Origin of the sequence: Massilia sp. GER05, assembly GCF_052056005.1 — a bacterium.
Lineage (GTDB): Bacteria > Pseudomonadota > Gammaproteobacteria > Burkholderiales > Burkholderiaceae_D > Telluria > Telluria orientalis.
On record NZ_CP178858.1, the window covers coordinates 5,844,823 to 5,869,443 of the forward strand.

General features: G+C 67.1%; 27 protein-coding genes and 1 pseudogene. 10 read left to right on the forward strand and 18 right to left on the reverse strand.

All coding sequences use genetic code 11. The features are described from left to right. Positions 1-38: 38 nt before the first annotated feature. The 3 genes from ACL58G_RS25750 to ACL58G_RS25760 all read right to left on the reverse strand — a co-directional run bounded on the left by ACL58G_RS25750 (position 39) and on the right by ACL58G_RS25760 (position 2,590). The gene (locus tag ACL58G_RS25750; RefSeq protein ID WP_440963629.1) at positions 39-983 is read right to left on the reverse strand and encodes a Ppx/GppA phosphatase family protein; all 945 of its coding nucleotides are present in this window, start codon (positions 981-983) and stop codon (positions 39-41) included. A gap of 151 nt (positions 984-1,134) precedes the next feature. Then, entirely contained in the window at positions 1,135-2,307 is a 1,173-nt protein-coding gene (locus ACL58G_RS25755) for a GGDEF domain-containing protein (RefSeq protein WP_440963630.1), read from the reverse strand. 7 nt (positions 2,308-2,314) lie between these two features. Further along, positions 2,315-2,590: a hypothetical protein gene (locus ACL58G_RS25760; RefSeq protein WP_413387639.1), complete on the reverse strand. Its 276-nt coding sequence runs from the start codon at positions 2,588-2,590 to the stop codon at positions 2,315-2,317. A 77-nt stretch (positions 2,591-2,667) separates the two neighbouring features. Here ACL58G_RS25760 and ACL58G_RS25765 point away from each other — a divergent pair, with 77 nt between their 5' ends. The 4 genes and pseudogenes from ACL58G_RS25765 to ACL58G_RS25780 all read left to right on the forward strand — a co-directional run bounded on the left by ACL58G_RS25765 (position 2,668) and on the right by ACL58G_RS25780 (position 6,717). Then, positions 2,668-3,447, forward strand: coding sequence for a fused MFS/spermidine synthase (locus ACL58G_RS25765; protein WP_413387638.1), 780 nt, complete (start codon positions 2,668-2,670; stop codon positions 3,445-3,447). Between the two features lie 268 nt (positions 3,448-3,715). Next, positions 3,716-4,261, forward strand: a pseudogene (locus tag ACL58G_RS25770) (CHASE domain-containing protein); the annotation flags it as partial. Positions 4,262-4,427: 166 nt separating this feature from the next. Next, positions 4,428-6,374 carry a putative bifunctional diguanylate cyclase/phosphodiesterase gene (locus ACL58G_RS25775; protein ID WP_440963631.1) on the forward strand — a complete coding sequence of 649 codons (1,947 nt, stop codon included), beginning with the start codon at positions 4,428-4,430 and terminating at the stop codon, positions 6,372-6,374. A 127-nt stretch (positions 6,375-6,501) separates the two neighbouring features. Then, the gene (locus ACL58G_RS25780) at positions 6,502-6,717 is read left to right on the forward strand and encodes a hypothetical protein (protein ID WP_105378146.1); all 216 of its coding nucleotides are present in this window, start codon (positions 6,502-6,504) and stop codon (positions 6,715-6,717) included. Between the two features lie 82 nt (positions 6,718-6,799). On the opposite strand, the gene ACL58G_RS25785 is transcribed toward ACL58G_RS25780, so the two are convergent. Beyond that, positions 6,800-7,162 carry a hypothetical protein gene (locus ACL58G_RS25785; RefSeq protein WP_413387636.1) on the reverse strand — a complete coding sequence of 121 codons (363 nt, stop codon included), beginning with the start codon at positions 7,160-7,162 and terminating at the stop codon, positions 6,800-6,802. A 69-nt stretch (positions 7,163-7,231) separates the two neighbouring features. Continuing rightward, complete coding sequence (locus ACL58G_RS25790) at positions 7,232-7,369, reverse strand: hypothetical protein (protein ID WP_181158819.1); 138 nt, start codon at positions 7,367-7,369, stop codon at positions 7,232-7,234. A 159-nt stretch (positions 7,370-7,528) separates the two neighbouring features. Between ACL58G_RS25790 and ACL58G_RS25795 the strand changes: the two genes are divergently transcribed. Continuing rightward, a complete protein-coding gene (locus ACL58G_RS25795; protein WP_413342667.1) occupies positions 7,529-7,735 on the forward strand; it encodes a hypothetical protein in 207 nt (68 codons plus the stop codon). Positions 7,736-7,797: 62 nt separating this feature from the next. On the opposite strand, the gene ACL58G_RS25800 is transcribed toward ACL58G_RS25795, so the two are convergent. Together ACL58G_RS25800 and ACL58G_RS25805 are read right to left on the reverse strand one after the other, a co-directional pair. Further along, the gene (locus tag ACL58G_RS25800; protein WP_413342669.1) at positions 7,798-7,959 is read right to left on the reverse strand and encodes a hypothetical protein; all 162 of its coding nucleotides are present in this window, start codon (positions 7,957-7,959) and stop codon (positions 7,798-7,800) included. Positions 7,960-7,981: 22 nt separating this feature from the next. After that, positions 7,982-8,161, reverse strand: coding sequence for a hypothetical protein (locus tag ACL58G_RS25805; RefSeq protein WP_413342671.1), 180 nt, complete (start codon positions 8,159-8,161; stop codon positions 7,982-7,984). A 96-nt stretch (positions 8,162-8,257) separates the two neighbouring features. Here ACL58G_RS25805 and ACL58G_RS25810 point away from each other — a divergent pair, with 96 nt between their 5' ends. Next, positions 8,258-9,151, forward strand: a complete 894-nt coding sequence (locus tag ACL58G_RS25810) for an alpha/beta hydrolase (RefSeq protein ID WP_413387635.1) — start codon at positions 8,258-8,260, stop codon at positions 9,149-9,151. 64 nt (positions 9,152-9,215) lie between these two features. Here ACL58G_RS25810 and ACL58G_RS25815 read toward each other — a convergent pair whose 3' ends face one another. Together ACL58G_RS25815 and ACL58G_RS25820 are read right to left on the reverse strand one after the other, a co-directional pair. After that, the gene (locus ACL58G_RS25815) at positions 9,216-10,133 is read right to left on the reverse strand and encodes an alpha/beta hydrolase (protein ID WP_440963632.1); all 918 of its coding nucleotides are present in this window, start codon (positions 10,131-10,133) and stop codon (positions 9,216-9,218) included. A gap of 229 nt (positions 10,134-10,362) precedes the next feature. Further along, positions 10,363-10,662 (reverse strand): 2Fe-2S iron-sulfur cluster-binding protein, encoded by a 300-nt coding sequence (locus tag ACL58G_RS25820; protein ID WP_413387633.1) that lies wholly within the window; start codon positions 10,660-10,662, stop codon positions 10,363-10,365. Positions 10,663-10,767: 105 nt separating this feature from the next. On the opposite strand from ACL58G_RS25820, the gene ACL58G_RS25825 reads away from it, so the two are divergent. The 3 genes from ACL58G_RS25825 (at position 10,768) to ACL58G_RS25835 (ending at position 14,773) form a co-directional block, all read left to right on the forward strand. Next, positions 10,768-11,751 (forward strand): L,D-transpeptidase family protein, encoded by a 984-nt coding sequence (locus ACL58G_RS25825; protein ID WP_413387632.1) that lies wholly within the window; start codon positions 10,768-10,770, stop codon positions 11,749-11,751. 21 nt (positions 11,752-11,772) lie between these two features. Beyond that, positions 11,773-12,483: a M23 family metallopeptidase gene (locus ACL58G_RS25830; protein ID WP_413387631.1), complete on the forward strand. Its 711-nt coding sequence runs from the start codon at positions 11,773-11,775 to the stop codon at positions 12,481-12,483. Between the two features lie 67 nt (positions 12,484-12,550). Next, a complete protein-coding gene (locus ACL58G_RS25835; RefSeq protein ID WP_440963633.1) occupies positions 12,551-14,773 on the forward strand; it encodes an alpha-galactosidase in 2,223 nt (740 codons plus the stop codon). 12 nt (positions 14,774-14,785) lie between these two features. On the opposite strand, the gene ACL58G_RS25840 is transcribed toward ACL58G_RS25835, so the two are convergent. The 5 genes from ACL58G_RS25840 to ACL58G_RS25860 form a co-directional block, all read right to left on the reverse strand. Next, positions 14,786-16,552: a M4 family metallopeptidase gene (locus ACL58G_RS25840; protein ID WP_440963634.1), complete on the reverse strand. Its 1,767-nt coding sequence runs from the start codon at positions 16,550-16,552 to the stop codon at positions 14,786-14,788. A 201-nt stretch (positions 16,553-16,753) separates the two neighbouring features. Beyond that, positions 16,754-17,320 carry a hypothetical protein gene (locus ACL58G_RS25845; protein ID WP_413387628.1) on the reverse strand — a complete coding sequence of 189 codons (567 nt, stop codon included), beginning with the start codon at positions 17,318-17,320 and terminating at the stop codon, positions 16,754-16,756. Positions 17,321-17,329: 9 nt separating this feature from the next. After that, positions 17,330-18,514 (reverse strand): zinc-dependent alcohol dehydrogenase, encoded by a 1,185-nt coding sequence (locus ACL58G_RS25850; protein WP_413344467.1) that lies wholly within the window; start codon positions 18,512-18,514, stop codon positions 17,330-17,332. Positions 18,515-18,733: 219 nt separating this feature from the next. Then, the gene (gene ypfJ, locus ACL58G_RS25855) at positions 18,734-19,603 is read right to left on the reverse strand and encodes a KPN_02809 family neutral zinc metallopeptidase (protein WP_413387627.1); all 870 of its coding nucleotides are present in this window, start codon (positions 19,601-19,603) and stop codon (positions 18,734-18,736) included. A 36-nt stretch (positions 19,604-19,639) separates the two neighbouring features. Then, the gene (locus ACL58G_RS25860) at positions 19,640-19,822 is read right to left on the reverse strand and encodes a hypothetical protein (protein ID WP_413344471.1); all 183 of its coding nucleotides are present in this window, start codon (positions 19,820-19,822) and stop codon (positions 19,640-19,642) included. A gap of 195 nt (positions 19,823-20,017) precedes the next feature. On the opposite strand from ACL58G_RS25860, the gene ACL58G_RS25865 reads away from it, so the two are divergent. Next, positions 20,018-20,974 (forward strand): methyltransferase, encoded by a 957-nt coding sequence (locus tag ACL58G_RS25865; protein WP_440963635.1) that lies wholly within the window; start codon positions 20,018-20,020, stop codon positions 20,972-20,974. A 9-nt stretch (positions 20,975-20,983) separates the two neighbouring features. Here ACL58G_RS25865 and ACL58G_RS25870 read toward each other — a convergent pair whose 3' ends face one another. Genes ACL58G_RS25870 through ACL58G_RS25885 form a run of 4 tightly spaced genes read right to left on the reverse strand, consistent with a single transcriptional unit; the run spans position 20,984 to position 24,609 of the window. Beyond that, on the reverse strand, positions 20,984-21,487 hold the full coding sequence (locus ACL58G_RS25870) for an Lrp/AsnC family transcriptional regulator (RefSeq protein WP_440963636.1): 504 nt from the start codon (positions 21,485-21,487) through the stop codon (positions 20,984-20,986). Positions 21,488-21,492: 5 nt separating this feature from the next. Then, the gene (locus ACL58G_RS25875) at positions 21,493-22,845 is read right to left on the reverse strand and encodes an aspartate aminotransferase family protein (protein WP_440963637.1); all 1,353 of its coding nucleotides are present in this window, start codon (positions 22,843-22,845) and stop codon (positions 21,493-21,495) included. Further along, on the reverse strand, positions 22,829-23,908 hold the full coding sequence (locus tag ACL58G_RS25880; protein WP_440963638.1) for a phosphotransferase: 1,080 nt from the start codon (positions 23,906-23,908) through the stop codon (positions 22,829-22,831). The genes ACL58G_RS25875 and ACL58G_RS25880 overlap by 17 nt, the downstream gene beginning before the upstream one ends. Then, entirely contained in the window at positions 23,905-24,609 is a 705-nt protein-coding gene (locus ACL58G_RS25885; RefSeq protein WP_413340010.1) for a haloacid dehalogenase type II, read from the reverse strand. The genes ACL58G_RS25880 and ACL58G_RS25885 overlap by 4 nt, the downstream gene beginning before the upstream one ends. Between the last annotated feature and the right edge of the window lie 12 nt (positions 24,610-24,621).

Consider the following 24,621-nt stretch of genomic DNA (forward strand, 5'->3'; position numbering starts at 1 on the left):
AGTATGCCAGACCTTGCCGTCAAAACCTACCTGGACCGTCAAGCCGCCAGCGCGGCGCGGCCGTGGCGCAACTCGGCCAGCACGCCGGCGCGCAGCCCCGTCTTCGGCACCTCCAGTTCCTCGATCTCCAGCTCTTCCATGAGGCCCAGCAGGATGGCCAGCGCGGCCGTCACGTCGCGCAGGCGCAAGTGACCGAGGCCGGCCAGCGGCGCCCCGCCGCCGCCCTGGCCGAGCGCGCGCGCCGCGAGCGACTCGAGCCGGGCGCGCGTGATGGGACCGGCCAGGTCGTTGTCGGCCAGCAGCCGCGCCAGGGTGTGGATCGTGCCGGACGCGCCGCACGCGCGGTCGCGCCGGCCGGGGCCGAACGCGGGCGTCTCGTCGCCCAGCTTGGCGCGCGTGGAGGCGATCGCGGCCGCGAACGACACCGCGTCGATGCGCCCGCCGCTGAAGAACGTCAGTGCCAGCCGCGACGTACCCAGGCCCAGCGACGCCACCTTCTGCACGTGGCGCCCGGTGCCCAGCGCAAGCTGCGTCGAGCCACCGCCGATCCCCAGCACCAGCGTGCGCGTATCGCTTTCGTGCGCCGCGCTTTCGTGCGCCGCGCCGTCGGCCACGCCGAGATACGTCAGGACGGCTTCCTGCTCGCCGGTCAGCACGTGCACCGGATGGCCGAGCAGTTGCTGCGCGGCCGGCAGGAACAGGTGGCTGTTGCGGGCCATGCGCAGGGTCGACGTGGCGACCACGCGCACGGCGGCCAGCGCATGGTCGGACAGGCGCGCGCGGATCGTACGCAGGCAGTCGAAGGCGCTGTCCATCGCCTCGGGGCTCAGGCAGCCCTGCGCGTCCAGCGCGGCGGCCAGCCGCAGCGGCGCATGAAAACTGTCGAGGGGACGCAGCGCGCCGTCCTCGACGGTGCCGACGAGCAGGCGGAAACTGTCCGAGCCAAGGACGAGTGCGGCGTGAATGGGAGGTGTGGTGCTCATGCAGACTCCGAAGTCGAAAACGGCGCCACGATAGCGGGGCTGGATGACGGATCGATGACAGGAGCATCGTTGATCACATCATCATAAGCCATGCGCGCACAAGGCGCCATGGCTGACACGGGTGTTCGTACGCGCCCCGGCGCGGGGGCGTTCATTCTTCTACCGGCGCCAGTACGGCTGGCGCCACTTCGACCCGGTTGCGCCCCGCCTTCTTGGCCACCCGCAACGCCTCGTCGGCACGGGCCAGCAAGGTGACGGTGCTGTCGTCGGGGCGGATCGTCGTGACGCCGAAGCTGGCCGTCAATGAAATCATCGCGCGCTCGGTCTTGACGCGCTCCGCTTCGATCGCGCCGCGCATGCGCTCGGCGACCATCGCCGCATCGTCCAGGTTCGTGCGCGGCAGCAGGATCGCGAATTCCACGCCCACCAGGCGGCCCAGCAGGTCGCTGTCGCGCAACTGGCGCTTGCACGTATTGATCAGGTGCGCGAGCACGACGTCGCCGGCCGGGTGGCCGTAGCCGTCATTGATGCGCTTGAACTGGTCGAGGTCGAACACGACGAGCGCGGTCGGCTGGCCGGGACGGCGCGCCAGCGCCATCCACGGGGCCAGGGCCTGGAAGAAGCCGCGCCGGTTCGGCACGTCGGTGAGCGGGTCGTTGATTTCCAGGCGCGCCAGCTCGGCCTGTTCGCGCTCGCGGCCCAGCAGCAGCCAGCCGAAGCCGCCGACGAGGGCCAGCAGATACAGGGCGCCCGAGTGCAGCTGGCGCAGGATATCGCTCGTCATCCAGCCCCAGCCCTCGGGCGCCAGCAGCACGAGCGCCCCGCGCGCGCCCACGACGACGGCCAGCACGGTCGTCGCCAGCGCCAGGAAGCGTTGCAGCATCGATGCGGCCGCCCAGCCGCGCGCCAGCGCCGCCGCGAGCGACAAATAAAAGCCGCCGAGGACCAGGGACGCGGCCACGGCGCGCAGGCCGATCGGGTCGATCAGCCAGCACAGCAGGAAGGCGGCGACTGCCAGTCCCAGCGCGGGGAGCGTGGCGCGGCGCCAGCGCAGGCGGCCGGCGCGTTCCCACGCGGCACCGGATTCCCAGGCCACGCCGGCGAACACGAGGACGTAGGCAACGGGCAAGGCCAGGCCTTCCGGCACGACGCCCGCCGCGCCGATGGCCAGCAGCAGCCAGCCGGCGCCCTGGTAGAGGCGCGACCAGCCCCACGTGGGCACGGCCGGACGGCCGGCATGGCCGGACTGTTCGAAGAAAAACAGGGTGGCGCACAAGGCCAGGTTGCCGAGTGCCAGTGCCAGGACCATCGTGGTCGCGTCCATCGTCACCTCAGCATTCGTGCACGACCGCGGTCGTGCCGTCGCCGACGCGGCTGGACCAGGCACGCGCCCAGTACTCCCGTTCGGCCTCGGTGGGCTGCTCGTGCCAGAACACGATCAGGGTCCCTTTATGATCGTGGATCTGGGTCAGCTTTTCGACGAAACCCGGGTTGCCGTCCACGTCCGCCAGCGCCATCGCATATCCATAGACGCGATCCAGGCGCTCGATGCGGTCCGGCTCGGTCTGGCTGTTGGTGGCGGTAATGGTCGGGTGGTCCAGGAACATGAGGTCTCCGCTTGGGCTGCAACGGCCAGCTTATCAGAAACCTATCGACCGCAACAAGTTCACCTATACTTGACGGCATGCCTCACAACAGCCCCACCCCGCCGCTCGTACGTACGCGCCGGGGTCGCCGGACGCTCGAATTCGTCCCCGGCGACATCCAGAGCGAGATGCTGCTGGCCCGGCCCGACGCCCTCGTGCTGGCCTATTTGCGCGCCATGATGGGGTTTGTCCTGTTCGCGCCGGCTCCCGCCCGCATCGTGATGGTCGGGCTCGGCGGCGGCTCGCTGGCCAAGTTCTGCCACCGCCATTTTCCCGACGCGCACATCACCGTCATCGAACTCCGCGCCGACGTGATCGCCCTGCGCGACGCCTTCCACGTGCCGCCCGACAGCGCGCGCTTCGCGGTCGTCCAGGCCGACGCGGCCGAGTGGCTGGCCGCGCATCCCGGCTCGGCCGATGTACTTCTGGTCGACGGCTTCGACGCGCGCGGGCTGCCGCCCAGGCTGGCCGACACGCCCTTTTATACGGACTGCCGTCACGCGCTGCGGCCCGGCGGCGTGCTCGTGGCCAACGTCTTCACGTACGATCCGCGCTACCCGGACGTGATGGACGCGCTCGATACCGTGTTCGCCGGCCACACCTGCTGGTTCGACAAGGTCGCGGGCAACAACCGCATCGTGTATGCATTGCACGCCCCCGCGGATGCCGTCCTGCGCCGCCTGACGGCGCTGCGGCGCCGGCGCGGAATCGGCCTGGGATTATTGAATCGGCTAGCCGTTCGAGCCATCCTTGCCTGGATCGCATCGCGATCTGTTTTGGCCCTACCACACCTTCGCGCTACGCGGTCCCGCTTGTGACAATTTGTTTGCGGAAACTAGAGTTTCTGTGACAAACTGATGCCTCTTCATGCCTTAGGGCAAGCTCTCATCTTTCATGCATAGGGAACCCTGGATGTCGCGTCGCCGACTGCCGTTTTCGCTCACGCTCGCAGCAGGCCTCACGCTGGCCGGCGGCCTGGCCGCAACCGCGGTGCTGGCGGTTGCCGTCAGCCGTCTCGAATACGACAACAAGGCGCTGGCCTTCGAACAGGGGACCGGTGTGCGTGTGGCTGCCCTGCGCCAGGGCATGGACGATGCCGTCGAAGTCCTGAACGTCACCAACCAGTTGTTCACGACCGTGCAACCGGTCACGCGCGCGCAATTCCACGATTTCACGACGCCGCTGCTGCAGCGCAATCCGTACATCCGCGCCTTCAATTTCCACCGCGTCGTGGACGCCGCCGACCGCGCCGCGTTCGAAGCGGAACTGCGCCAGTTCCAGCCCGACCTCGTGGTGCGCCAGATGCGCGGCCCCGCGCGGGTGGCGGCCCCGGCGCGCGAACGCTACCACGTCGTCGACTATCTCGAACCCATGCAGGGTAACGAGGCGGCCCTCGGCCTGGACGTCAGCCAGAACCGCCAGGTCATGGACGCCCTCGGGCGGGCGCAGGCGAGCGGCCGTGCCGCCCTCACCAGCCTGCTGCAGATCGCCCAGGCACCGGGCGCCCCCAGTTTCGAAGTGCTGATGCCCGTGTACGCCCGCGGCGGCCGCCTGCTGGGCGACACCGCCGCCGTGGTCTCCGTGCCGACCCTCGCCAATGCCACGCTGGCCAGGGCCGGCCTGCTGGACGACCACAGCATCCAGTTGAAATTCTATGGCGGCGGCCGCGCCGATCCGGCCCGCCTCGCCTATGCGAGCCGCGACGTGACGGCGTCCGAATCGCCCGTCCCGCTGCTGTCGGGCGGGTACACGGGCCGCGCCTTGAACACCTTCACGGTCGGCGGCCAGAACGTGGACCGTGGAAGCCATCGCCGCGCCCAGCCCGTGGCTGGCCGACCATCTCGGCTCGACCCTGCTGCTGACCGGCGGCGTGCTGTCGACCCTGCTCCTGTGCGCCTTCGTGCAGGCGGCCGGCGAGCGCGCGCGGAAAGTCCAGGAACTGGTGCGCGAGCGCACCGCCGACCTGAAGCTGACGAACCAGCGCCTGATCGACGACGTCCTCGCGCGCAAGCGCACGGAAAAAGCGCTGCAGGAAAGCGAGCAGCGCTTCCGCCAGCTCGTCGCCATGTCATCCGACTGGTATTGGGAACAGGACGAGGAATTCCGTTTTACCCACGTCACCGGCGATTTCACGGAAAAATCCGGCATCGCCACCGAGCGCGTGCTCGGCCGCCGCCGCTGGGATTACGTGCCGGCGCTGACGGACACGGAACTGGGCCGCGACCACGTCGCCACCCTGGAAGCGCACGAGCCGTTCCGCAACCTCGAATACCGCGTCGTCGACGACAACGGCGAGGAGCGCTGGTTCTGCATCAACGGCCAGCCGACGTTCGACGAGACGGGCCGCTTCACCGGCTACCGCGGCACCGGCAGCGACATCACGGCGCGCAAGGTCACCGAGCAGCGCGTGCACCACGTGGCCCAGCACGACGTGCTGACGGGCCTGCCCAACCGCTCGCTGCTGCAGGACCGCCTGGGCCAGGCCGTCGCGTACGCCACCCGCAGCGGCCACCAGGTCTGGGTGATGCTGATCGACCTGGACCGCTTCAAGTACGTCAACGACAGCATGGGCCACAAGGCCGGCGACGTCCTGCTGATGACGGTCGCGGCGCGCCTGCGCTCGTCGCTGCGCGACACGGATACCGTCGCGCGCCTGTCCGGCGACGAATTCGTCGTGATCCTCTCCGAGCATCACGACCAGCCGCTGACGCCGGACATCGTGCAGCGCGTCATGGACTCCGTCGCGCAGCCCGTCATGCTGGGCACCAAGGAGTTCTTCGTCACCTGCAGCATCGGCGTGGCCGCGTTCCCGAGCGACGGCACGCCGTCCGAGAACCTGATCGAGCACGCGGACATCGCCATGTACCGCGCCAAGAAACTGGGCCGCAACAACTTCCAGTTCTACACGCCGGCCATGAACGAGGAATCGCTGGAGCGCGTGCGCATCGAGAGCGCGCTGCGCAACGCCCTCGAACGCAACGAATTCGTGCTGCACTACCAGCCGCAGGTCGACCTGCAGACGGGCCGCATCGTCGGCATGGAAGCGCTGATCCGCTGGAAGCATCCGGAACTGGGCATGGTGCCGCCGTCGCGCTTCGTCGGCATCGCCGAGGACACGGGCCTGATCGTGCCGATCGGCGCCTGGGTGATGCGCACCGCGTGCGCCCAGAACAAGGCCTGGCACGATGCGGGCCTGGGCAAGCTGCGCGTGGCCGTGAACCTGTCGGCGCGCCAGTTCGGCGCGGCCGACCTGCTGCCGGGCATCGAGGCCGTGCTCGACGACACGGGCCTGGATCCGTCCTGCCTCGAACTGGAACTGACGGAAAGCCTGTTCATGAGCGACGTCACGCCGGCCGTGGAATTGCTGCACCGCATGAAATCGCTGGGCGTGAACCTGTCGATCGACGATTTCGGCACGGGTTACTCCAGCTTCTCGTACCTGTCGCGCTTCCCGATCGACGTCCTGAAGATCGACCGCTCGTTCGTCAACGACATCACGCACGACGCCAACGATGCCGCCATCGTCGCCTCGATCATCGCGCTGGCGCACAACCTGCGCCTGTCCGTGATCGCCGAGGGTGTCGAAACGGCCGAACAGCTCGATTACCTGCGCCACCAGGGCTGCGACGAAATGCAGGGATATTATTTCTCGAAGCCGCTCCCGGCCCATGAATTCGAGCAATTGCTACGCCAGCGACGCGGCCTGACGGCCCCGGAAGACGAGCCGCAGACGGCCGCCGCCTGAAGAAATCTCGAATCCGCTTTAAGTTTGCATGACAAGTGCGAGATTTCGTGCAATTTCCTGTGGCTAAATCAATATCGTTCTCATACAATACTCCGTGATTCTTTAGCAATACACTCACCGAGCATAGATGATGACTGAACTGAATATCGACACCGCCACGGCCACCCTGGCGGAACGCAGGCCGCGCACCGACATGCGTACGCGCGACCTCGTCAACCAGGCCGTCGCGTCCGTTCCCACGCTGGGGCTGCAGCGCGCCGCGGAATTCCTCGCGGCGATGGGCGTGCCGGCGGAGATCGCGGTACGGGCACTGGTGTACCCGAACCGCCGCCGCACCAATTAATACGCGACGTCGGCAATACGTTGGGTGGGCTCCCCGAGCCCACGCGTAACGTGGCGTCCGCGTGGGCACAGGCGTGCCGACCCTACTCCTGGGCAGAGATATCTGCCAACGACTCGCGACCACGTTCCGTCAATTCGAACCCGCCCTCGGCCCGCGCCGCAATGTGCGACTTGCGGCTGAGGAACTGGGCGACGTCGTCATCCACATTCACCGCCGGGTCCGCCTCGAGCGCGCGCAGCGCCTGCACGCAGCGGCGCAGGAACAGCAGTTCCGTCCCCTGCGGCGTCAGCGCCAGGCTCCCGTTCTTCGCGTACTGGATCAGCTTCAGGCCCGACAGGCGCTTTGCGTTACGCCCGACACAGGCATTGACGCGGTCGGTCTTCGCGCCGCGCCGGATGAATTCGAGCGCATCGTATTCGTCGCCCGTCAGTTTCAGATTCTTCATTACCACTTTCCAAGAGAACAAGCCCGCCATGGTAACGGCGACGGGCCGTCCCGGCAACCTGTCTGGCCTTCAGCGCAACGCCCGCACGGCGGCCCAGACGAGGCCCGCCCCCGCCAGGACACCCAGCGCCACGGCCGCGTGCATCTTGTGCGACCCCAGCAGCGGGCCGCGGCCCAGCGGAATCTTGTTGTACAGGGTGGTGCTCATGCTTTTCTCCTCCGAGAGTCGTTGGCCTCAAGCCTATTATTAAAAAGTTCCTAAAAGATATATGTGCGCCAACGTACACAATCGGCGATCCTATTGCGCGCCGGGGCCGGACATGGACTGTTAGTATTGCGCCAACACGACAACGCAATGGAGCACACCATGAGAACCGACATTCCGAAACCGGATCCGGGCGCCGACGCCCCGCCCAATTTGCACGAAGCGGACATCGGCAGCGGGGAGCGCTCGCCAGGCCAGCATGAAACGGACGAGATGATTCGCGACATTCCCAAGCGCGGCAGCAATGAGGGTAACAAGCAGGACGCCGGCCAGGCCGGTAACCAGCAAACCGCCCCAGGCAAGGCCTGACCCTCTCGTGACAAAGGATGGGGCGACACGACGGTCCGCCCCATCCTATTCCCTTCACCTGCTTATTCCGCCTTGATGGGCGGTTCCGGCGCATCCGGCTCCTTCACCGGTGCGCGCGCCGGCGCCGGTACGTCGTCCGGATCCGGACTCGGCTGCGGCGGCGGCAGCTCCGGGTCGGGCGTCGTGGGGTCCGGCGTGGAATGTGCGTGTTCCGGCAAACTCATCGATTTTCTCCGGCGAACGGGCTCAACGGCCTTCTTTCTGCTTGGCGCCGCCGCCCGCACCCTTGTCCTTGCCGGCCTTCACGGTCGACATGTGGTCGTGGCTGCTTTTCTCCTTGACGCCCGCCTTCTGTTTCTGGACGTCTTCCTCGGACTGGTTACCCGACTGCTTGTTCTGGCTGCCTGTGGATTTCGATTGGGTCATGATGATCTCCCTATGGTTGCGGTTGACGTTGTGTGCAGCCTAGCATGGAAGATCGCGGCGGGTTTTCAATCGTGCGGGGCTGGTATAGTCGAGCCCATGACACGCCTCGCTGCCCTTGCGCTCACTCTCGCCATGACCTCTACCGTGTATGCCGCCCCGATGACGCTGGACGACTACCTGGCCCTGTCCGGTCCCGCGCCCGCCGCCACCCTGCGCTACGGCGCCGCGCCGTCGCAGTACGCCGAACTGTTCCTGCCGTCCGGCACGGGACCGTTCCCCGTGGCCGTGCTGGTGCACGGCGGCTGCTGGACGAAGGAATTCGGCGGCATCACGCAGCTGCGCAACGTGGCGGGGGCACTGGCGGCGCGCGGCATCGCCGTGTGGAACGTGGAATACCGCCGCGTCGACGAGGCCGGCGGCGGCTACCCGGGCACCTACCAGGACATGAACGCAGCCCTCGACCTGCTCGCGCGCACGGCCCGGGAACATCCGCTCGACCTCGGCCGACTCGTGGCCGTCGGGCACTCGGCCGGCGGCCAGCTCGTGCAATGGCTGGCGGCACGGCCCCGCATCCCCGCGTCGAGTCCGCTGTACCGCAAGGACATCGTCCCCGTGCGCCAGGTCGTCAGCCTGGGCGGCCTGGCCGACCTGCGGCGCGAAGCCGCGCTGCTGAAGACGAGTTGCGGCCGCGAGACCGCCGAACTGGCCGGCACGCCCGGCGAGGGCCGGCCGGACGTGTTCTCCGACACGAACGCGGGCGACCTGATGCCGAACGGCAGCCATACGATCCTCGTCACCGGCGAACTGGACACGATCTCGCCCCCGCGCGTCGCGCACGACTTCGCGGCCCGCGCCCGTGCGGCCGGCGACAGCGCGGAGGTCGTGATCCTGCCGGGCGCCAGCCATTACGACGAGGTGGCGGCGACGTCGGGCGCGTGGCCGCGCGTGCTGCGCGCGATCGAGTCGGCGCTGGGCCCGGACGCGCGCTGACGCGGCCTGCCATGGCCGCAGCGTGTGTCCGTTATCGCCCGAAGCCGCCATCGATTTTGCTAACTTATAGGACGCCGATTTCCTTGAGCCAGTTTTCCACCAACGAAGGCCAAGCTGCTAAAGGATGGTCTTTCTCCCGAAGACCGAAGGCGTGCCCTCCTTTTGCAAAAAGATGAACCTCGGCCGGTACGCCTGCCTGATTCAGCGCCCGGGCATACAGCGTGCTATTGCAGATAGGGTCGACCGGATCGTCCCAGGCTTGCAATAGAAATGTGGGCGGTGTTTCCTTCGTCACGCGAATGCCTGGTTCGAGTGTTCCAGAGCGACACAGGTGACCCGGATAAAGCGCAATAGCAAAGTCGGGGCGACTGCTTAACTTGTCCACGGCGTCGACCGGCGCGTAGGCAAACGCAACGATGTTGCTGGTTTGGGCGACCAGATAGCCCCCGGCCGAGAAGCCGATGACACCGATCTTGCGCGCGTCCAGGTTCAGTTCGGTTACCTTCGACCGCACGAGCTTGATGGTCCGCTGCGCATCCTGCAGCGCAAGCGGTATCTTTGGAAAGATTCTGCATCGACATTTCTCATCCCAGTAGTCGTTCCCTCCGGGGACGCGGTATTTGAGCAATACGCAGGTAATCCCGCGTGATGTCAGCCAGTCGCAGATTTCCGTCCCTTCCAGGTCAATGGCCAGGACTCGGAATCCTCCACCGGGAAATACGATGACAGCGGCTCCGGTGTTCACGCCCTTCGGCGAGTACACGGTCATCGTTGGATTGCTCACGTCATTGATCTGTGCCCATCCACCGTGTCCCGTCGCAGCGACGACCGATTCCGGCTGCTGGGTAGCCACCGCATTGGGGATTGCACCAGGCCAAATATCAATCTGCACATGTCCCGGCGACGGCTGCCAGGTCGCCGCTTGCGCAGACGCGAAGCCCATCAGGAAAACAACTAGACCTATCAAGAAACATGTACGCACGGCCTTCCCCTTGAATGATTTACATTTGCGCCCCTTCCCGGGCTGTGCGGGAAGTGTGTATCAGATAGGGGTTCAGCGGGCAGGCGTGTGACGAACCGAGCGGACTACGTGATGAGTTACCGGTACCGGCCTGGCAATCGGTCAGTTCCTGGCCCGATAGCGAACGTTGGTCAGCCGAGTGCATGAGGCTGTTGCTATCGAAGCAGGTCTGCAGCTGTGCCGGGCGCTCTCAGTCGGGAAACACGATCTTCTTCGCGAGCCGCTGGTCGACCACGAGATCGTCCTGCGCGACCGCGACGCACGGCAGGATATAGCCCTCGCGTTTTTCGTCGAGGGACAACCCCGGCCATTCCACGAGATAGCGCACCGTGCCGCGCGCGAGGCGGCAGATGCACGTGCGGCACGTGCCGTTGCGGCAGGAGCTGGGCAGGTCGATGCCGGCCCGTTCGGCGGCGTGCAGCACCGTCGTCTCCGTGTCGGTGTCGAAGGACCAGCCGGACGGCTGCAGGGTGATGGTCAACATGGTCATGCGGCGGATTGTACCGCCGGCCCGACGAAGCTGGGTTCGTTCCCGCACAGAGTCCCGTCTTGCGCGGCACTAACCTGAAGCCAACGCAATTTCAGGCAGGACACCATGTTGAAAACGACCCGCATTCCCCTTTTGATCGCCCTGCTGGCCGGCCTCGCCGGTCCGGCGGGCGCCGCGCAACCGCAGGCGCAGCCGGCCGCCGCCACCCCGGCCACGCAGGCCGAGCCGGCCGCCGCGCAGGCGGCCGAATTCGAGCGGCTGCTGCGCGCCCAGGTGCTGCTCGACCGCGCCCACTTCTCGCCGGGCGAAATCGACGGCGCCTACGGCTCCAACATGCGCCAGGCGCTGGCCGGCTTCCAGAAGGCGCGCGGCCTGAATCCGACCGGCAAGCTCGACGACGCCACATGGAACGCGCTGAACATCGACCAGACGCCGACCCTGCTGACCTACACGCTGGCCGACACCGACGTCGCGGGCCCGTTCCGCCCCGTGCCGGACGACATGATGGAAAAGGCCAAGCTACCCACGCTCGGCTACGCCACGCCGGCGGAAGGTCTCGGCGAGAAATTCCACGCGAGCCCGGCTCTGCTGGAAAAACTCAACCCCGGCAAGGACCTGGGCCGCGCCGGCGAGCAGATCGTCGTGCCGAATGTCGTCGGCACCCCGGCGCTGGCGGCGGCAGCGCGCGTCGTCGTGTCGAAGGAGGCCCGCATCCTGCAGCTGCAGGACGCCGGCGGCACCGTGCTGGCCCAGTATCCCGTGTCGAGCGGCAGCGAACACGATCCTCTGCCGATCGGCAACTGGAAAATCGAGGGCGTGCACCGCAACCCCACCTACCACTACAACCCGAAACTGTTCTGGGACGCCAAGCCGGGCGACAAGAAGACGACCGTCGCGGCGGGCCCCAACAACCCGGTCGGCGTCGTGTGGATCGACCTGACCAAGCCGCATTACGGCATCCACGGCACGCCGGTGCCGGCCTCGGTCGGCAAGAGCGAATCGCACGGCTGTATCCGCTTGACGAACTGGAGCGCATCGGAAGTGGCGGGCCTCGTCCAGGCGGGCACGGAGGTCGTGCTGCAAGACTGAACCGAAACAAAGGAGACGGCGATGAGATGGTTGATGACCTTCCTGCTCGGCGTGCTGGTGGGCGCCGGCGGCCTGTTCGTCTGGCTGCGCCAGATGCCCCACGAACCCGCCACCGCACCGGCCGTGGCCGCGAACACGGGTGCCCTGCCCGCGCCGCCGCCGCCCGCCAGCGGCATCGACGGCAAGCTGCCGCCGGCGCCGCAGGTCATGCCCGACCTCACGGAACTCGACCTGCCGCTGCGTCCCGCCGCGCCGGACACGCCCGCCGCCGCAGCGGGCACGGCCCCCGCGCCAAATGTCCCGCCGGGCAAGCTGCTCGTGCCCGTCGACGGCATGCCGTTCTCCAGGCTCGCCGACACGTACGACCAGCCGCGCGGCACCGAACGCCACCACGAAGCGCTGGACATCATGGCGCCGAAGGGCACGAAGGTGGTCGCGGTGGCGGACGGCAAGATCGTGAAGCTGTTCACGAGCAAGCCGGGCGGGCTGACCGTGTACCAGTTCGATCCGACCGAAAAATATGCCTATTACTATGCGCACCTGGACCGCTATGCGGACGGCCTGCAGGAAGGCGCGCAGGTCAGGCGCGGCGACCTGATCGGCTATGTGGGCGCGACCGGGAATGCCGATCCGAACGCGCCGCACCTGCACTTCGCCGTGTTCGAGCTGACGCCCGACAAGCAGTGGTGGAAGGGAACGCCCGTCAATCCGTATCCGTTGCTGCAGCCCTGAAGTTTTGCTTTTCGACCACTCCTCGGCCATTGCGATAAGATGAACAAAATCGCTGGCTGAGGAGACTATGAAGAAGATCGATCGACGCCGTCGCGCCGTATGCATGGGCATGCTGGGCGGACTTGCCGGACTCACCATGGGCAACGCCGCCCGGGCGCGCCCCACCATTGACGACGCGGCACGCGTCTTTCGTCTCGACGGCGGCGCCGTCACCTATGCGTTCGGCGTCAACCCGGATGGCCGTCTGCAGACCATCTACTGGGGCAGCGCGCTGGCCCCGGGCGATCCGCTGCCGGCGCCGGTGCCGGTCGCTGAGAACTCCAGCAACGAAACGTCGATCACCGTCACGCCGTTCGAGTATCCCGGCTTCGGCGCGGGCCTGACGGTGGAGCCGGCCCTGAAGATCACCTTCCCCGACGGCGTGCGCGACCTGGACCTGCGCTACGTCGACCACCAGCTCGACGGCGAACGCCTCGTGGTCAGGCTCAAGGACGTCAGTCGCGCCGTGCACGTCACGCTCGCCTATGCGATGGAGGCCGCAACCGGCATCCTGACGCGCAGTGCCGTCGTCGAGAACCGGACGGACGGCTGGATCCAGGTCGACCAGATGGCGGCGGCCAGCATCAACCTGCCTTACGACGACGATTACCGCGTGTCGTACCTGACCGGGCGCTGGGCCGGCGAGTTCGCGCTGCAAACCCGCCCGGTCGGTCCCGGCGCGACGGTGATCGAGAGCCGCAAGGGCGTGACGTCGCACCAGGCCAACCCGTGGATCGCGCTGAGCCGGGCCATGACCGAAGATGAGTCCGGCCCCGTGTGGTTCGGCGCACTGGGCTGGAGCGGCGCGTGGCGCATCGGTGTCGACATGGATGCGCTCGGCGGCGTCCGCGTGACCGCCGGCTACAACCCCTTCGATTTCGCGTATCGGCTCAAGCCCGGCGAACGCCTCTCCTCGCCCGTGTTCCATGCCGGGTTTTCCAATGACGGTTTCGGCGGCGCGTCGCGCCTGTTCCATCGCTACCAGCGCACGCGGATCCTGCCGGGCGCGCCGGCGCTCCGTCCGCGGCCCGTTCTCTACAATTCGTGGGAGGCGACCGAGTTCGCCGTCGACGAAGCGGGCCAGATGGCGCTCGCGGAGAAGGCCGCCAGCATCGGCATCGAACGCTTCGTCGTCGACGACGGCTGGTTCGGCGCGCGCAACAGTTCGAAAGCGGGCCTGGGCGACTGGGTCGTCAACACCAGGAAATTCCCGAACGGGCTGACGCCACTGATCAAACGCGTCAATGACCTGGGCATGGAATTCGGGCTGTGGGTCGAACCGGAGATGGTCAATCCGGACAGCGATTTGTACCGGGCCCATCCCGATTGGGTCATCCATTTTCCGGGACGCGCGCGCTCCGAAGCCCGCGACCAGCTGGTGCTCAACCTGGCGCGCAAGGACGTGTACGACCACCTTCTCATGGTATTGGACGGGCTGCTCGGCGCGAACGACATCGCCTTTCTCAAGTGGGACCATAACCGCGCCTGGTCCGAACCGGGCTGGCCGCAGGTGCCGCCCGCGGAGCAGCAACGCCTGTACGTGACGTACGTGGACAATCTCTACAAGCTGCTCGGCGAGCTGCGCCGGCGCCACCCGAAGGTCGAGATCGAATCGTGCGCCAGCGGTGGCGGCCGGGTCGATCTCGGCATCATGGCCCTGACCGACGAGGTCTGGGTGTCCGACAATACCGATCCGTACGACCGGCTGTTGATCCAGGACGGCTTCAGCCGGGCCTATGCGCCGGCGATCATGATGGCATGGGTCACCGACTCGCCCAACTGGGTCAACAAGCGCGCCACGTCGCTGGAATACCGGTTTCTGTCGTCCATGCAGGGGTCGCTCGGGGTCGGCGCGAACCTGAACCACTGGAGCGCGAACGACTTCGCGCAAGCGAAGCGCCTGATTGCCGAGTACAAGCGTATTCGCGTAACCGTCCAACAAGGCAATTTATACCGGTTGATATCGCCGCAGGGCGGCTCGGCACGGTCGGCGACGCTGTCGGTCGCGCAGGACGGTAACCAGGCCGTCCTCTTCGCCTTCCTCCACTCCGGCGGCATGCGCAATCCGGCGCCCCATATCCGGTTGCGCGGACTCGATCCACGGAAGACGTATGCGCTGCGCACCATCGCAGGCGGCGTGGCGCCGCGCACACCGAAACAGGCGAGCGGCGCCTACTGGATGGGACAGGGGATCCAGCCCAACCTCGCCGGCGACTTCCAGGCCGCGGCCATTGTCCTGGAAGCCGCCTGACGAGGTGCGTCTTTACTGCCCCGGCGCTTCGTCCACGTCCGCGCCCACGTTGATCGCGGCGTACGCCCGCTGCACGGCAATGGCTTCCTTGCTGTTCTTGCCGTACAGCTCGCCCGCCGCCTCGATCATCCCGGCGCGCGCATCCGCGTAATTGGTGCTCGACGTGAACTTGGTCGTGTTCGCCTTGAACCAGATCCGGTAGGCCTTGTCGAGCCCGATGCCCGTCATCGCGGCCGGCGTCTTGACGAGGTATTTGCTGTAATAATCGCCGGCCTTGTCCGCGCTGGAGCCCTGCGCGAGGAAGTAGAACATGCGGTTGTTCGGGCCGCTGCTGTAGTGCACGTCCAGGCGCTTGATCGAGCTGTTCCAGGCGTCCGGACTGCTGCCGTCCTTGCTGGGGCGGTACATCCAGCGCAGCGGCGTGCCCGACTTGCTGATTTCCTTGCCCAGCACCCAGTCGTTGCCCGTGAGCGGGATGCTGTCGCCCTTTCCGCCCCCGCGCGCATACGCTTCGACGGCCTCGCCGTTGATGTCCGACGACGATTCGTTCAGGCCGCCCGATTCGCCCGAATACGTCAGGTTCGACGTGGCGGCCGTCACGCCGTGGCCCATCTCGTGGCCGATGACGTCGATCGAGCCCAGGCTGTTGAAGCTGGAGCCGTCGCCGATGAACATGCAGCGGCACGTGTCGCTGTAATAGGCGTTGTCGTAGGCCGTGTTGACGTGCGCCGCGATGTACGTGGCCGTGTTGTGCCCGTCCAGCGACAACCAGTTGAACACGTTCTTCATCGTGTCGTAGGTGTTCATCAGGCCCCACATCGCGTTCACGGCGGCCGTCTGGCCGTTCGCGTTCGTCGTCGAGCCGCCGTTCACGTACTGCTTGCCGTCGCCCCACGTGTTCGTATCGTTGACGTAGACGCTGCCCGCGCTCGTGCCATGGTTCGCGTTCGTGATCGCCATCGCGCCGAACGTGCCGCCCGTGCCGCGGGTGTCGTCGATCATCCTGTACTTGCCCTCGGCGAGCGTCGTGTTGATGGGCACGTCGCCGTTGTACTGGCTGTGGCCCACGCCGACCACCGTCTGCAGCATGCTCCACTGCGCGAGGATGGCGCCGTCGCGCGCGCTCACGATGGTGTCGTGGTACACGGGCTTGTCGCCGACGACCATGCGCGTGTGCACGAGGTAGGCGAGTTCGTAGTGGTCGACGACTTCCTGCACGTCGAGCGCGTTGAGCTCCTGCTCCTGCTTGTCGCGCGCGTCCGGCACGCGTTCCGTGCGCATCGCGGGCCAGATGATCAGCTCCGCGCTGGGCGGCGTCTCGTGGCGCGCCGAAGCGCCCAGCGACGCCAGCGCCGCATCGATCGCGGCCTTCGACGAGATCGCGGGCACGACGCTGAAATCCGAACCCGGCCCGGTGGCGGCAGCCTTCACGAAGTTGGCGCGCTGCTCGGAGTCCGATTCGGACAGGATCTTGCCGTTGGCATCCAGCACGAGCACGGATTCGAAGCCGAAGATGCGCAGGTTCTTGTACGTATGGGCCACGCGCGCGACCTGCGTGCCCTGCGTGCCGGGATGCCGCGCGACGATCGCATACCCGTAGCGCGCATCCTGCCCGCGCGCGGCGCGGCGCGCGTCCAGCTGGGCCAGCAGCGCCGCGTCCAGCTGCGGGGACGCGGCAACCGCCGGGCTCATCGTGCCGGGGCCGGCCGCGCCCGCGGGCACGACGACCGCCAGGGACAGGGCGCCGAACGACGCCAGCAACATCTTGCGCTTGTTCATGAGATTTCCTTTCATTGAGCGGACACACCGATGCAGTGTGGCCGAGCTCGCTTAAAGGAATTTGCTCAAGCGCAAAGAGCCCCACGGCGCCTTGCGGCTGCCGTGAGGCGGTCTGTAGGGTGGACACCCTGTGCCCACGCGTGGGGCATGCAGTTTGTTGGCGTCAGGCGTAGGGCTCGGAGAGCCAGCCCTATGTTCGCATCAGCGCTCGCGCCGGCGCAGCAGGTACACGGCCGTGCCGACGACGGCACCGGCCAGCACCGCCTTCTTCACGAGGCCGGCCCGGTTGTGCTCCCACTCGGCCTTGATGCCCATTTCGCCCAGCACGTTCGGTACCTTGCCGTGGGCGAGGTCTTCGCCGATACCCTCGACGACGTTCACGCGGTCCGCCGCGAGCAGCAGCAGCCAATGGCGCAGGTCGTTTTCCGACCATTTGAAGGCGAGGCGGCGCATCATGCCGGACAGGCCTGTCGGCGGCTGCGCGGTGCCGAAGATCGGCGTGATGCCGGGCCGTTCGGTCGACACGAGAACCTCGACGTTTTCCGGCTGCTGCGGCAGCTTGCCGTCGTGCGCATGGATGAAGCGCGGCGGCGTGCGTTCCATCGGCACGGCGGGGCGGTTCTTGCGGTCGAGGTCGGCGCCCCAGCCCTCGATGTGCGACAACTCCTCGCGGCCTGGACGGCGCGGGCCTTCGGCCATGTCGCCCTGAAGCGGATGCGCATGCACGTGGTCCACGTCGCTGTCATGATGGTGATGTTGGTGTTCCATGGCGTCTCCTCAATGCAGTGCGGTGGCGTTCACGGCCTGGACTTCGCGCGCCGACGGCGGGATCAGGACGGGCTTGATGCAGTTGTCGAGCTTGCTCGAGAAGATGTGGTACGCGTCCGCCACCTCTTCCAGCGGCACCCGGTGCGTGATGATTTCTTTCGGGTTTATGCGGCCTGCGCGGATGTGTTCGATCAGGCGCGGCAGGTGGCGCTTCACGCTCGCCTGGTTGGCGCGGATCGTCAGGCCCTTGTTCACCACGTTGCCGATGGGGACCGCGTTGAACGTCGGGCCGTACACGCCCACGATCGACACGTTGCCGCCCTTGCGCACGCTGTTGATGGCCCAGTGCAGCACGGTCGAGGCGCCGGCCTGCATCTTCATCAGGCGGCCCGTCAGCGTCTGCGCGATGGAACCGGCCGCGTCGCCGCCCACGCAGTCGATGGTGACGTCCGCGCCCATCCAGTCGGTCATCTTCTTGATGTGCTCCGCCATGTCGTTCACTTCGCGGAAGTTCACGACCTCGCATTGGGCAAAGCGCTTGACGAATTCCAGGCGGTACTCGACCTCGTCCACGACGATCACCCTGCCCGCGCCCATCAGCCACGCGGCTTTCGCGGCGAAGATGCCGACGGGGCCGGCGCCGAAGACGACCACCGTGTCGCCTTCCTGGATGTCGCCCATCTCGGCGGCCTGGTAGCCCGTCGGGAGAGCGTCGGTCAGCAGCACGGCGTCGTCCAGGTGCAGGTCGTCGGGGATCGGATACGGGCCCACGTCGGCCATCGGCACGCGCACGTACTCGGCCTGGCCGCCGTCGTAGCCGCCCGCCGTATGCGAATAACCGTAGATGCCGCCGACGGCCGTCGCTTCCGGATTCGTGTTGTGGCAATTGCCGAAGAGTTCGCGCTGGCAGAAGAAACAGGAGCCGCAGAACAGGTTGAACGGCACCAATACCCGGTCGCCGGCCTTCAGCGTCTGCACGTCGCGGCCCACGTCCACGACTTCGCCGACGAATTCATGGCCGAACGTATGGCCCACGCGGGTGTCGGGCACCATGCCGTGGTAAAGGTGCAGGTCGGACCCGCAGATGCAGGAGCGCAGCACGCGCACGATGGCGTCGCCCGGATGTTCGATGACGGGATCGGGCTTGTAATCGGCGCGGACGCGATACGGTCCCCGGTAATTCATTGCCAGCATAATTCCTCCTCATTGGATGACGGCTCGCCGTAACGGACGAGCGCTTGACAACAAGGTATGTCAAAACGCTAAGGAAGGCGATAGGCGCACGGAAACGAACAGGGGTTTCGGAACGCTTTTTTCGAGGCTTCGTAGTGCTTTGTTTTTAAAAGGAAATTTATTGATTTTACGAACGAAAACGGCCGCACGCGGCGGCCGTTGTCCGGAGGCGGAGGCGGGTCAGAGCTGGCGCGCCTCGAACGTATTGCACTGCTCGACGGAGCCCGTCTCCAGGCCGCGCTTGAACCAGCGCACGCGCTGGGCCGACGTGCCGTGCGTGAACGAATCCGGCACGACCTCGCCGCGCGACTGGCGCTGCAGCGCGTCGTCGCCGATGGCGCTCGCCGCGTTCAGCGCGGATTCGACGTCGCCCTGTTCGATGATCTGCTTGGCCTGGTTCGTGTGGTAGGCCCACACGCCCGCGAAGCAGTCGGCCTGCAGTTCCAGCCGCACGGACGCCGCGTTGGCCTCCCGTTCCGACAGGTGCTGGCGCGCGCTGTCGACCTTGCCCGAGATGCCCAGCAGGTTCTGTACGTGGTGGCCGACCTCGTGCGCGATCACGTACGCCTGCGTGAATTCGCCGCCCACCTTGAAGCGTTGCTGCATCATGCGGAAAAACGTCAGGTCGATGTAGACCTTGCGATCGGCCGGGCAATAGAACGGCCCGACGGCGGACTGGCCCGTGCCGCAACCGCCGGTCGGCGTGCGGCCCGAGTACAGCACGAGATGCGGCGGCGAATACGTCGCGCCGTTGGCGCGGAAGATCTGCGACCACGTGTCTTCGGTGTAGCCGAGCACGGTGCGCACGAACTGCGTCTCGCGGTCGTTCGCGGGCGGATGCGCCGGCGCCTGCTGGACCTGGGCCGGGGAGCCGCCCGACAGCAGGCTCAGGATCGTGGACGGCGACACGCCGAAGAACCACGAGCCGATCAGTGCCACGACGATCGTGCCGATGCCGACGGTCCCGCCGCCGATGCCGAATCCGCCGCCGCCCCCACCGCCGCGGCGGTCCTCGATGTTGTCGCTCTGCCTGTCGCCTTCCCAACGCATGATGTTCTCCTTGCTTGTTGTCGAGCCGGAGGACCGTCAGCGCTCCTTGGCACGCCTGATCTTCACCGACCCCATGTTTTCGCGCGCATCCTTGAGGCGGAACTCGTCGTCCACCGCCAGGCCGGCGCGCTCTTCGTCGTGCAGCAGGCGTTCGTGGCGTTCCCGCTGGACCTCACGCTCCAGTCGCTCGCGAATGGTTACGTCCGGCGTCGTCTTCATGGTCATCCTCGTCTGTAGGGCCACGCTTCCTGCATCAGTCCGTCCATTGTGCATACGGCGCGCGGCCGCATCTGTTCGAACTTTCACATAAGCCGCATCATGCCATATGGCAGACCCGGCGTGCATGACGGCCTGTCCACGTCTCCGTGCGCTCCCGTACGGACGCGGGCACAGGCAACGCGCATGCTTGCGCGCATGACCCCCACCTTCGCCCACCACGACGCGCTGGCCGCGCTCGGCCGCAGTCTACAGGCCACCGGCTACCGTTTCGTGACCGTCACCCCCGCCACGCACCGCCGGGTCAACAATCGCCCGGAAAATGCCTGGGCCCTCGACCTGCGCGGCGTGTTCGGCTGGAGCCGGCCCTGGCGCGCCGGCGTGCTGCCCGAGCCCATGGCCGGCCAGCTGCGCGCGGCCGGCCTGGCGGTTGCGGAGGGCGCGGACGGCTGGCGTGCCGGCGTGCGCGCCTCGACCATCGGCGACCACCTGTACTTCCACTCGGCCTGGCCCACTTCCGACGAGGACGCCGTGTTCTTCGGTCCCGACACCTACCGTTACACGAGCGCCCTCAAGCGCGTCCTCGGTGCGCACGGGGGCTTGCGCCGCGCGGTGCGGCGCGCCGTCGACATCGGGGCCGGCGCCGGCCCGGGCGCGATCGAACTGGCGCTGCGCTGTCCCGACGCCACCGTCTACGCGGCCGACATCAACCCGGCCGCGCTGGCGCTCGCGGAAGTCAACGCGGGCCTGAACGGGGCGCACAACGTCGTGCCCTGCCACAGCGACCTGCTGGACGGCATCGAAGGCGGCTTCGACCTCATCATGTCGAACCCGCCGTACATCCTCGATCCGGACGAGCTGACGTACCGCCACGGCGGGGGCACGCACGGCGCCGAACTGTCGATCCGCATCGTGCACGCGGCGCTGGACCGGCTGCATCCCGGCGGCAGCCTGCTGCTGTACACGGGCGTGGCCATCGTCGACGGCGCCGATCCGTTCCTCGCCGCCATCCGCGACCGCCTCGATGCCGACACGGACGGCTGGTCGTACGAGGAACTCGACCCGGACGTCTTCGGCGGCCAGCTGGGCTGCGAAGGCTACGAACAGGTGGAGCGCATCGCGGCCGTGTGGCTGCACGCCGTCAAGCGCGGTTGACGCCGCACGTCACTCCCAGCCCGGCGTTCCGGTGACGAGGAGGCTCACCGGGTACCCGCGTTGGCCGAGCGGCTGGCGCAATACGATCCGGCTCACGAACTTTTCGATCCCGATATCGTCGTCCCGCAGCCGTTCCATGAGCGCGTGAAAATGCCCCATGCCGGGCACCACGATTTTCAGCAGGTAGTCGTAACCGCCGCTGACGTTGTAGCATTCGACGATCTCCGGGTACCTGCCGGCCCCCGCCTCGAACCTGGCGAAGTCGCTCAGCCGGTGATTGCCGATGGTGACCTCGCAAAACACGATGAGGTGATTGCCCAGCTTCTCCAGCGCGACATCGGCGCCGTAGCCGCGGATCACGCCGGTTTCCTGGAGCCGCTTCGTACGCGCCAGGCATGGACTCTCGCTGAGGCCGACGGCCGCGGCCAGATCGACGTTCGAACAGCGTCCCGCACGCTGGAGGTGCACGAGGATCTTGATGTCGAACTGGTCGAGGGACACTGTGGAATGCATGACGGTCAGCTTCGTAGCGCGGATTGCGCCGTGCCCAGCGCCTCGTCGATCACGTCGATCACCATGCCGGCCTGTTCCGCCGAGAGGACGAGCGGCGGCCGGATCTTGAGCACATTGTGCCCCATCGCGCAGGCGCTGAGCAAGACACCGTTGTCGCGCATCCGGTTCACGACCCGCGTGGTGAGCTCGCGAGCCGGCGCGCGCGATGCGCGGTCCGTCACGAGTTCGACGCCGACGAACATGCCCGCGCCACGCACGTCGCCGATGGCCTCGTGGCGTTTCGCCAGCTCGGCGACGCCATCGCGCAGGATCTTGCCGACCCTGGCGGCGTGCCGTACGAGATCTTCGCGCTCGATCGTGTCCAGCACCGCCAGCGCCGCCGCGCACGATACCGTATTGCCCCCGAACGTGTTGAAGTAGCGCGAGTTCTGTCCGAACTCCGCCAGCGCATCGGCGGTCGCGAGCAGACCTGCGACAGGTTGTCCGTTGCCCATCGGCTTGCCGAGCGTGACGATGTCGGGGACGACGCCGTGACGCTGGAAGCCCCACATATGTTCGCCCGTCCGGCCAAAACCGGGCTGGACCTCGTCCGCGATGAACAGGCCGCCGGCCCGCTTGATCGCGTCGACCGCGCCCTGCAGGAAGCCGGCCGGATCCGGAAGGATGCCGTCGCTCGTGAACATGGAATCGACGACCAGCGCCGCCGGTTTGATGCCGTGGCGGCGCAGGTCGGCGATGGCCGCCTCGACGTCGCGGGTAAAGCGTTCGGCCAGGTCGGCGTCCCCGGCATGATACAGGCGCGGTGCCGGCACCAGGCGGACATGCCCCCCCAGATCGACCGTCGTGCCGAGCGACGGCGAGAATTTCGACACGGCGTCGGTGAAGCCGTGATACGCCGTCTCCGTCACGATCACCCCCGTGCCGCCAGTACGGACCTGGGCGATGCGATAGGCGAGATCGTTCGCCTCGCTGCCGGTGCAGGTCAACATGAGATGCGCAAGCTTCGTCTCGGGTACGGTCGCCAGCAGGCGCTCGGCCAGTTCGAGGATCGTGTCGTGCAGGTAGCGGGTGTTCGTCGCGAGGGTGCGCGCCTGCGCGCAGATCGCCTCGGTCACCGCCGGGTGGCAATGCCCGAGCGAGGCAACGTTGTTGTATACGTCGAGATAACGGCGGCCGTCCGGATCGATCAGCCACACGCCTTCGCCCCGCACGATGTGCAGCGGGCGTTCGTACATTAGCCGGTAGGCCGGGCCAAGCAGCGCATCGCGCCGTTCGATCATCGCCGCAGTGAGCGGTCCCACGTCGGCGCGGCCGGGGATGTAGGCGTTCACCATATTGAAGTCAGTGGTGCTGTTCATTGGCGGTTCCTTTTCGTGCTTCGGTCAGTAATCGGTCGCGTGCCTCGTTGCGCGACATGTCGGCCATCTGGGTCAGCGCCTCCCATGCCGCCGGGTTGTGGCGCATGATGTAGGCGCGGTTCTCGGGGTAGCGCGCGGCGCGCCATTCGGAGATCAACACCGTGATGAGGTGGCGGGTCGCCATCAGGTCGGCCACGATCTCCTGCTCGACGGCGGCAAGCGGCAGCGCCGCGTGATAGGCGCCGACGAACTGCGCCGACCCCTCGAACGGATCGGCGTTGCCCGTCATGTGGAAGGCCGCCGCCGTGGCGACCTCGCCGACCAGCGGCGCGTGCAGCATGTCGCCGAAGTCGATGATGCCCACGATGCGTTCGTGATCGCCGGGTGCGACCAGCACGTTGTAGAAGTGATAGTCGTTGTGGATCACCTGCGCCCTGACCGAACCGAGACGCGGCAGGACATGGTCGATGAAGCGTCTCATGAACGCCTCGGCGAGTGCGCGGCGGGGGGCGTCCATGATGCCGCCGAGCTTGTCGACCAGGCGGTGCGCCGCCGCCACGTTCCACAGCAGGTCGTGCGTCGCGGCGGGATGCGCGAAGCCGTGCAGCGCCTGGTCCAGCCGCGCGAGCAGCGTCCCCATCGCCCGGCGCTGCGCCGCGGTCCGGGGCGTTTCGCGGATCTGGATGCCGTCGAGATAACTCAGCATCCGCACGGTGCACCGGCGCCCGTCGGGCAAGACCGTCGCGGCGCGCGCCTGGCCGTCCAGCGTCCGCACGACGCGCGGCACCGGCAGCCGGGCCGACGCGCGGGCGATGTGCTCGAGCGCGGCGATCTGGAAATCGACGACCGGCACCGGCTCCGACGGATTGCCGATCTTGACGACGTAACGCGTGCCGTCGGCCGTCTCGATGCGGCAATTCTGGTCGCGTTCGCCCGCCAGCGGCGTGACGGCGCCCTCGATACCATACAGACGGCGGACCAGGCGCCCCACGTCGTTCGGTGGAAGGCTGGGCGCCGTCGTGCTCAACGCCGCTTCCGCGTGCGGAGGGTTCCCGGCCATCATGCCACCCGTTTCGCCGCGCCGGCCTGGGGCAGGAGGTCGAGCCCCAGCAGGCCCGGAAGCTGACGGATATCGGTCAGCCGGTCGACGCCGTAGCCGTCGCAAGCGGGTTCGTGGCCGCGATCGATGAACGCTTTCGCCATGAATCCCAGGTCGGCCGCCGTCATGAGGTCGTAGCGGAAGCTCGACGAGACGTGCATCATCTGGTCCGGCCCGCAGCCGAGTCGATCGAACATGTATTCGAATATCTGTGCCCGCGGCTTGTAGGCGCGCGCTTCCTCGGCCGTGTACACGGCATGGAACGGCGCCTCGAGATGGGCGACGCTATGCGGAATCAGGTCGACCATCGAGTTCGACAGGATCACGAGCGGGACGTGCGGCGCGATCGCCTGCAGCGTCTCGACGACATGCGGATGCGGTTGCCAGGTCGGCACGGCCGCGTACAACATGGCCGCGTCCGAGTCCCGGTATTCGACGCCGTGCGTCCTGCACGCCCGCTGCACCGAATTGGCGATTACGTCGAAGAACGGTTTCCACTCGCCCAATACTTCATCCAGGCGGTAGTAGCGAAAACTGTCCAGGAACGCCGGCATCCGGCCGGGCGGAACCCGGTCTTCGAACAGCCGCCGTGCAGTGGGCCCCATGTCGAAGTCGATGAGCGTTCCGTAGCAATCGAAGCTGATGAATTTCGGCTTGTACTTCATTGGTTTGTCTCC

Bases quoted from the DNA above. Each gene is read 5' to 3' on its own strand.
- ACL58G_RS25785 (WP_413387636.1), bottom strand. From the start codon at position 7,162: ATGAAGAATCTGAAACTGACGGGCGACGAATACGATGCGCTCGAATTC.
- ACL58G_RS25850 (WP_413344467.1), bottom strand. From the start codon at position 18,514: ATGCTGGCAATGAATTACCGGGGACCGTATCGCGTCCGCGCCGATTAC.
- ACL58G_RS25810 (WP_413387635.1), top strand. From the start codon at position 8,258: ATGACACGCCTCGCTGCCCTTGCGCTCACTCTCGCCATGACCTCTACC.
- ACL58G_RS25845 (WP_413387628.1), bottom strand. From the start codon at position 17,320: ATGGAACACCAACATCACCATCATGACAGCGACGTGGACCACGTGCAT.
- ACL58G_RS25825 (WP_413387632.1), top strand. From the start codon at position 10,768: ATGTTGAAAACGACCCGCATTCCCCTTTTGATCGCCCTGCTGGCCGGC.
- ACL58G_RS25755 (WP_440963630.1), bottom strand. From the start codon at position 2,307: ATGGACGCGACCACGATGGTCCTGGCACTGGCACTCGGCAACCTGGCC.
- ACL58G_RS25835 (WP_440963633.1), top strand. From the start codon at position 12,551: ATGAAGAAGATCGATCGACGCCGTCGCGCCGTATGCATGGGCATGCTG.
- ACL58G_RS25870 (WP_440963636.1), bottom strand. From the start codon at position 21,487: ATGCATTCCACAGTGTCCCTCGACCAGTTCGACATCAAGATCCTCGTG.
- ACL58G_RS25880 (WP_440963638.1), bottom strand. From the start codon at position 23,908: ATGATGGCCGGGAACCCTCCGCACGCGGAAGCGGCGTTGAGCACGACG.
- ACL58G_RS25790 (WP_181158819.1), bottom strand. From the start codon at position 7,369: ATGAGCACCACCCTGTACAACAAGATTCCGCTGGGCCGCGGCCCGCTG.
- ACL58G_RS25820 (WP_413387633.1), bottom strand. From the start codon at position 10,662: ATGACCATGTTGACCATCACCCTGCAGCCGTCCGGCTGGTCCTTCGAC.
- ACL58G_RS25805 (WP_413342671.1), bottom strand. From the start codon at position 8,161: ATGACCCAATCGAAATCCACAGGCAGCCAGAACAAGCAGTCGGGTAAC.
- ACL58G_RS25860 (WP_413344471.1), bottom strand. From the start codon at position 19,822: ATGAAGACGACGCCGGACGTAACCATTCGCGAGCGACTGGAGCGTGAG.
- ACL58G_RS25885 (WP_413340010.1), bottom strand. From the start codon at position 24,609: ATGAAGTACAAGCCGAAATTCATCAGCTTCGATTGCTACGGAACGCTC.
- ACL58G_RS25760 (WP_413387639.1), bottom strand. From the start codon at position 2,590: ATGTTCCTGGACCACCCGACCATTACCGCCACCAACAGCCAGACCGAG.
- ACL58G_RS25780 (WP_105378146.1), top strand. From the start codon at position 6,502: ATGATGACTGAACTGAATATCGACACCGCCACGGCCACCCTGGCGGAA.
- ACL58G_RS25840 (WP_440963634.1), bottom strand. From the start codon at position 16,552: ATGAACAAGCGCAAGATGTTGCTGGCGTCGTTCGGCGCCCTGTCCCTG.
- ACL58G_RS25750 (WP_440963629.1), bottom strand. From the start codon at position 983: ATGAGCACCACACCTCCCATTCACGCCGCACTCGTCCTTGGCTCGGAC.
- ACL58G_RS25830 (WP_413387631.1), top strand. From the start codon at position 11,773: ATGAGATGGTTGATGACCTTCCTGCTCGGCGTGCTGGTGGGCGCCGGC.
- ACL58G_RS25765 (WP_413387638.1), top strand. From the start codon at position 2,668: ATGCCTCACAACAGCCCCACCCCGCCGCTCGTACGTACGCGCCGGGGT.
- ACL58G_RS25865 (WP_440963635.1), top strand. From the start codon at position 20,018: ATGACCCCCACCTTCGCCCACCACGACGCGCTGGCCGCGCTCGGCCGC.
- ACL58G_RS25795 (WP_413342667.1), top strand. From the start codon at position 7,529: ATGAGAACCGACATTCCGAAACCGGATCCGGGCGCCGACGCCCCGCCC.
- ACL58G_RS25800 (WP_413342669.1), bottom strand. From the start codon at position 7,959: ATGAGTTTGCCGGAACACGCACATTCCACGCCGGACCCCACGACGCCC.
- ypfJ (WP_413387627.1), bottom strand. From the start codon at position 19,603: ATGCGTTGGGAAGGCGACAGGCAGAGCGACAACATCGAGGACCGCCGC.
- ACL58G_RS25875 (WP_440963637.1), bottom strand. From the start codon at position 22,845: ATGAACAGCACCACTGACTTCAATATGGTGAACGCCTACATCCCCGGC.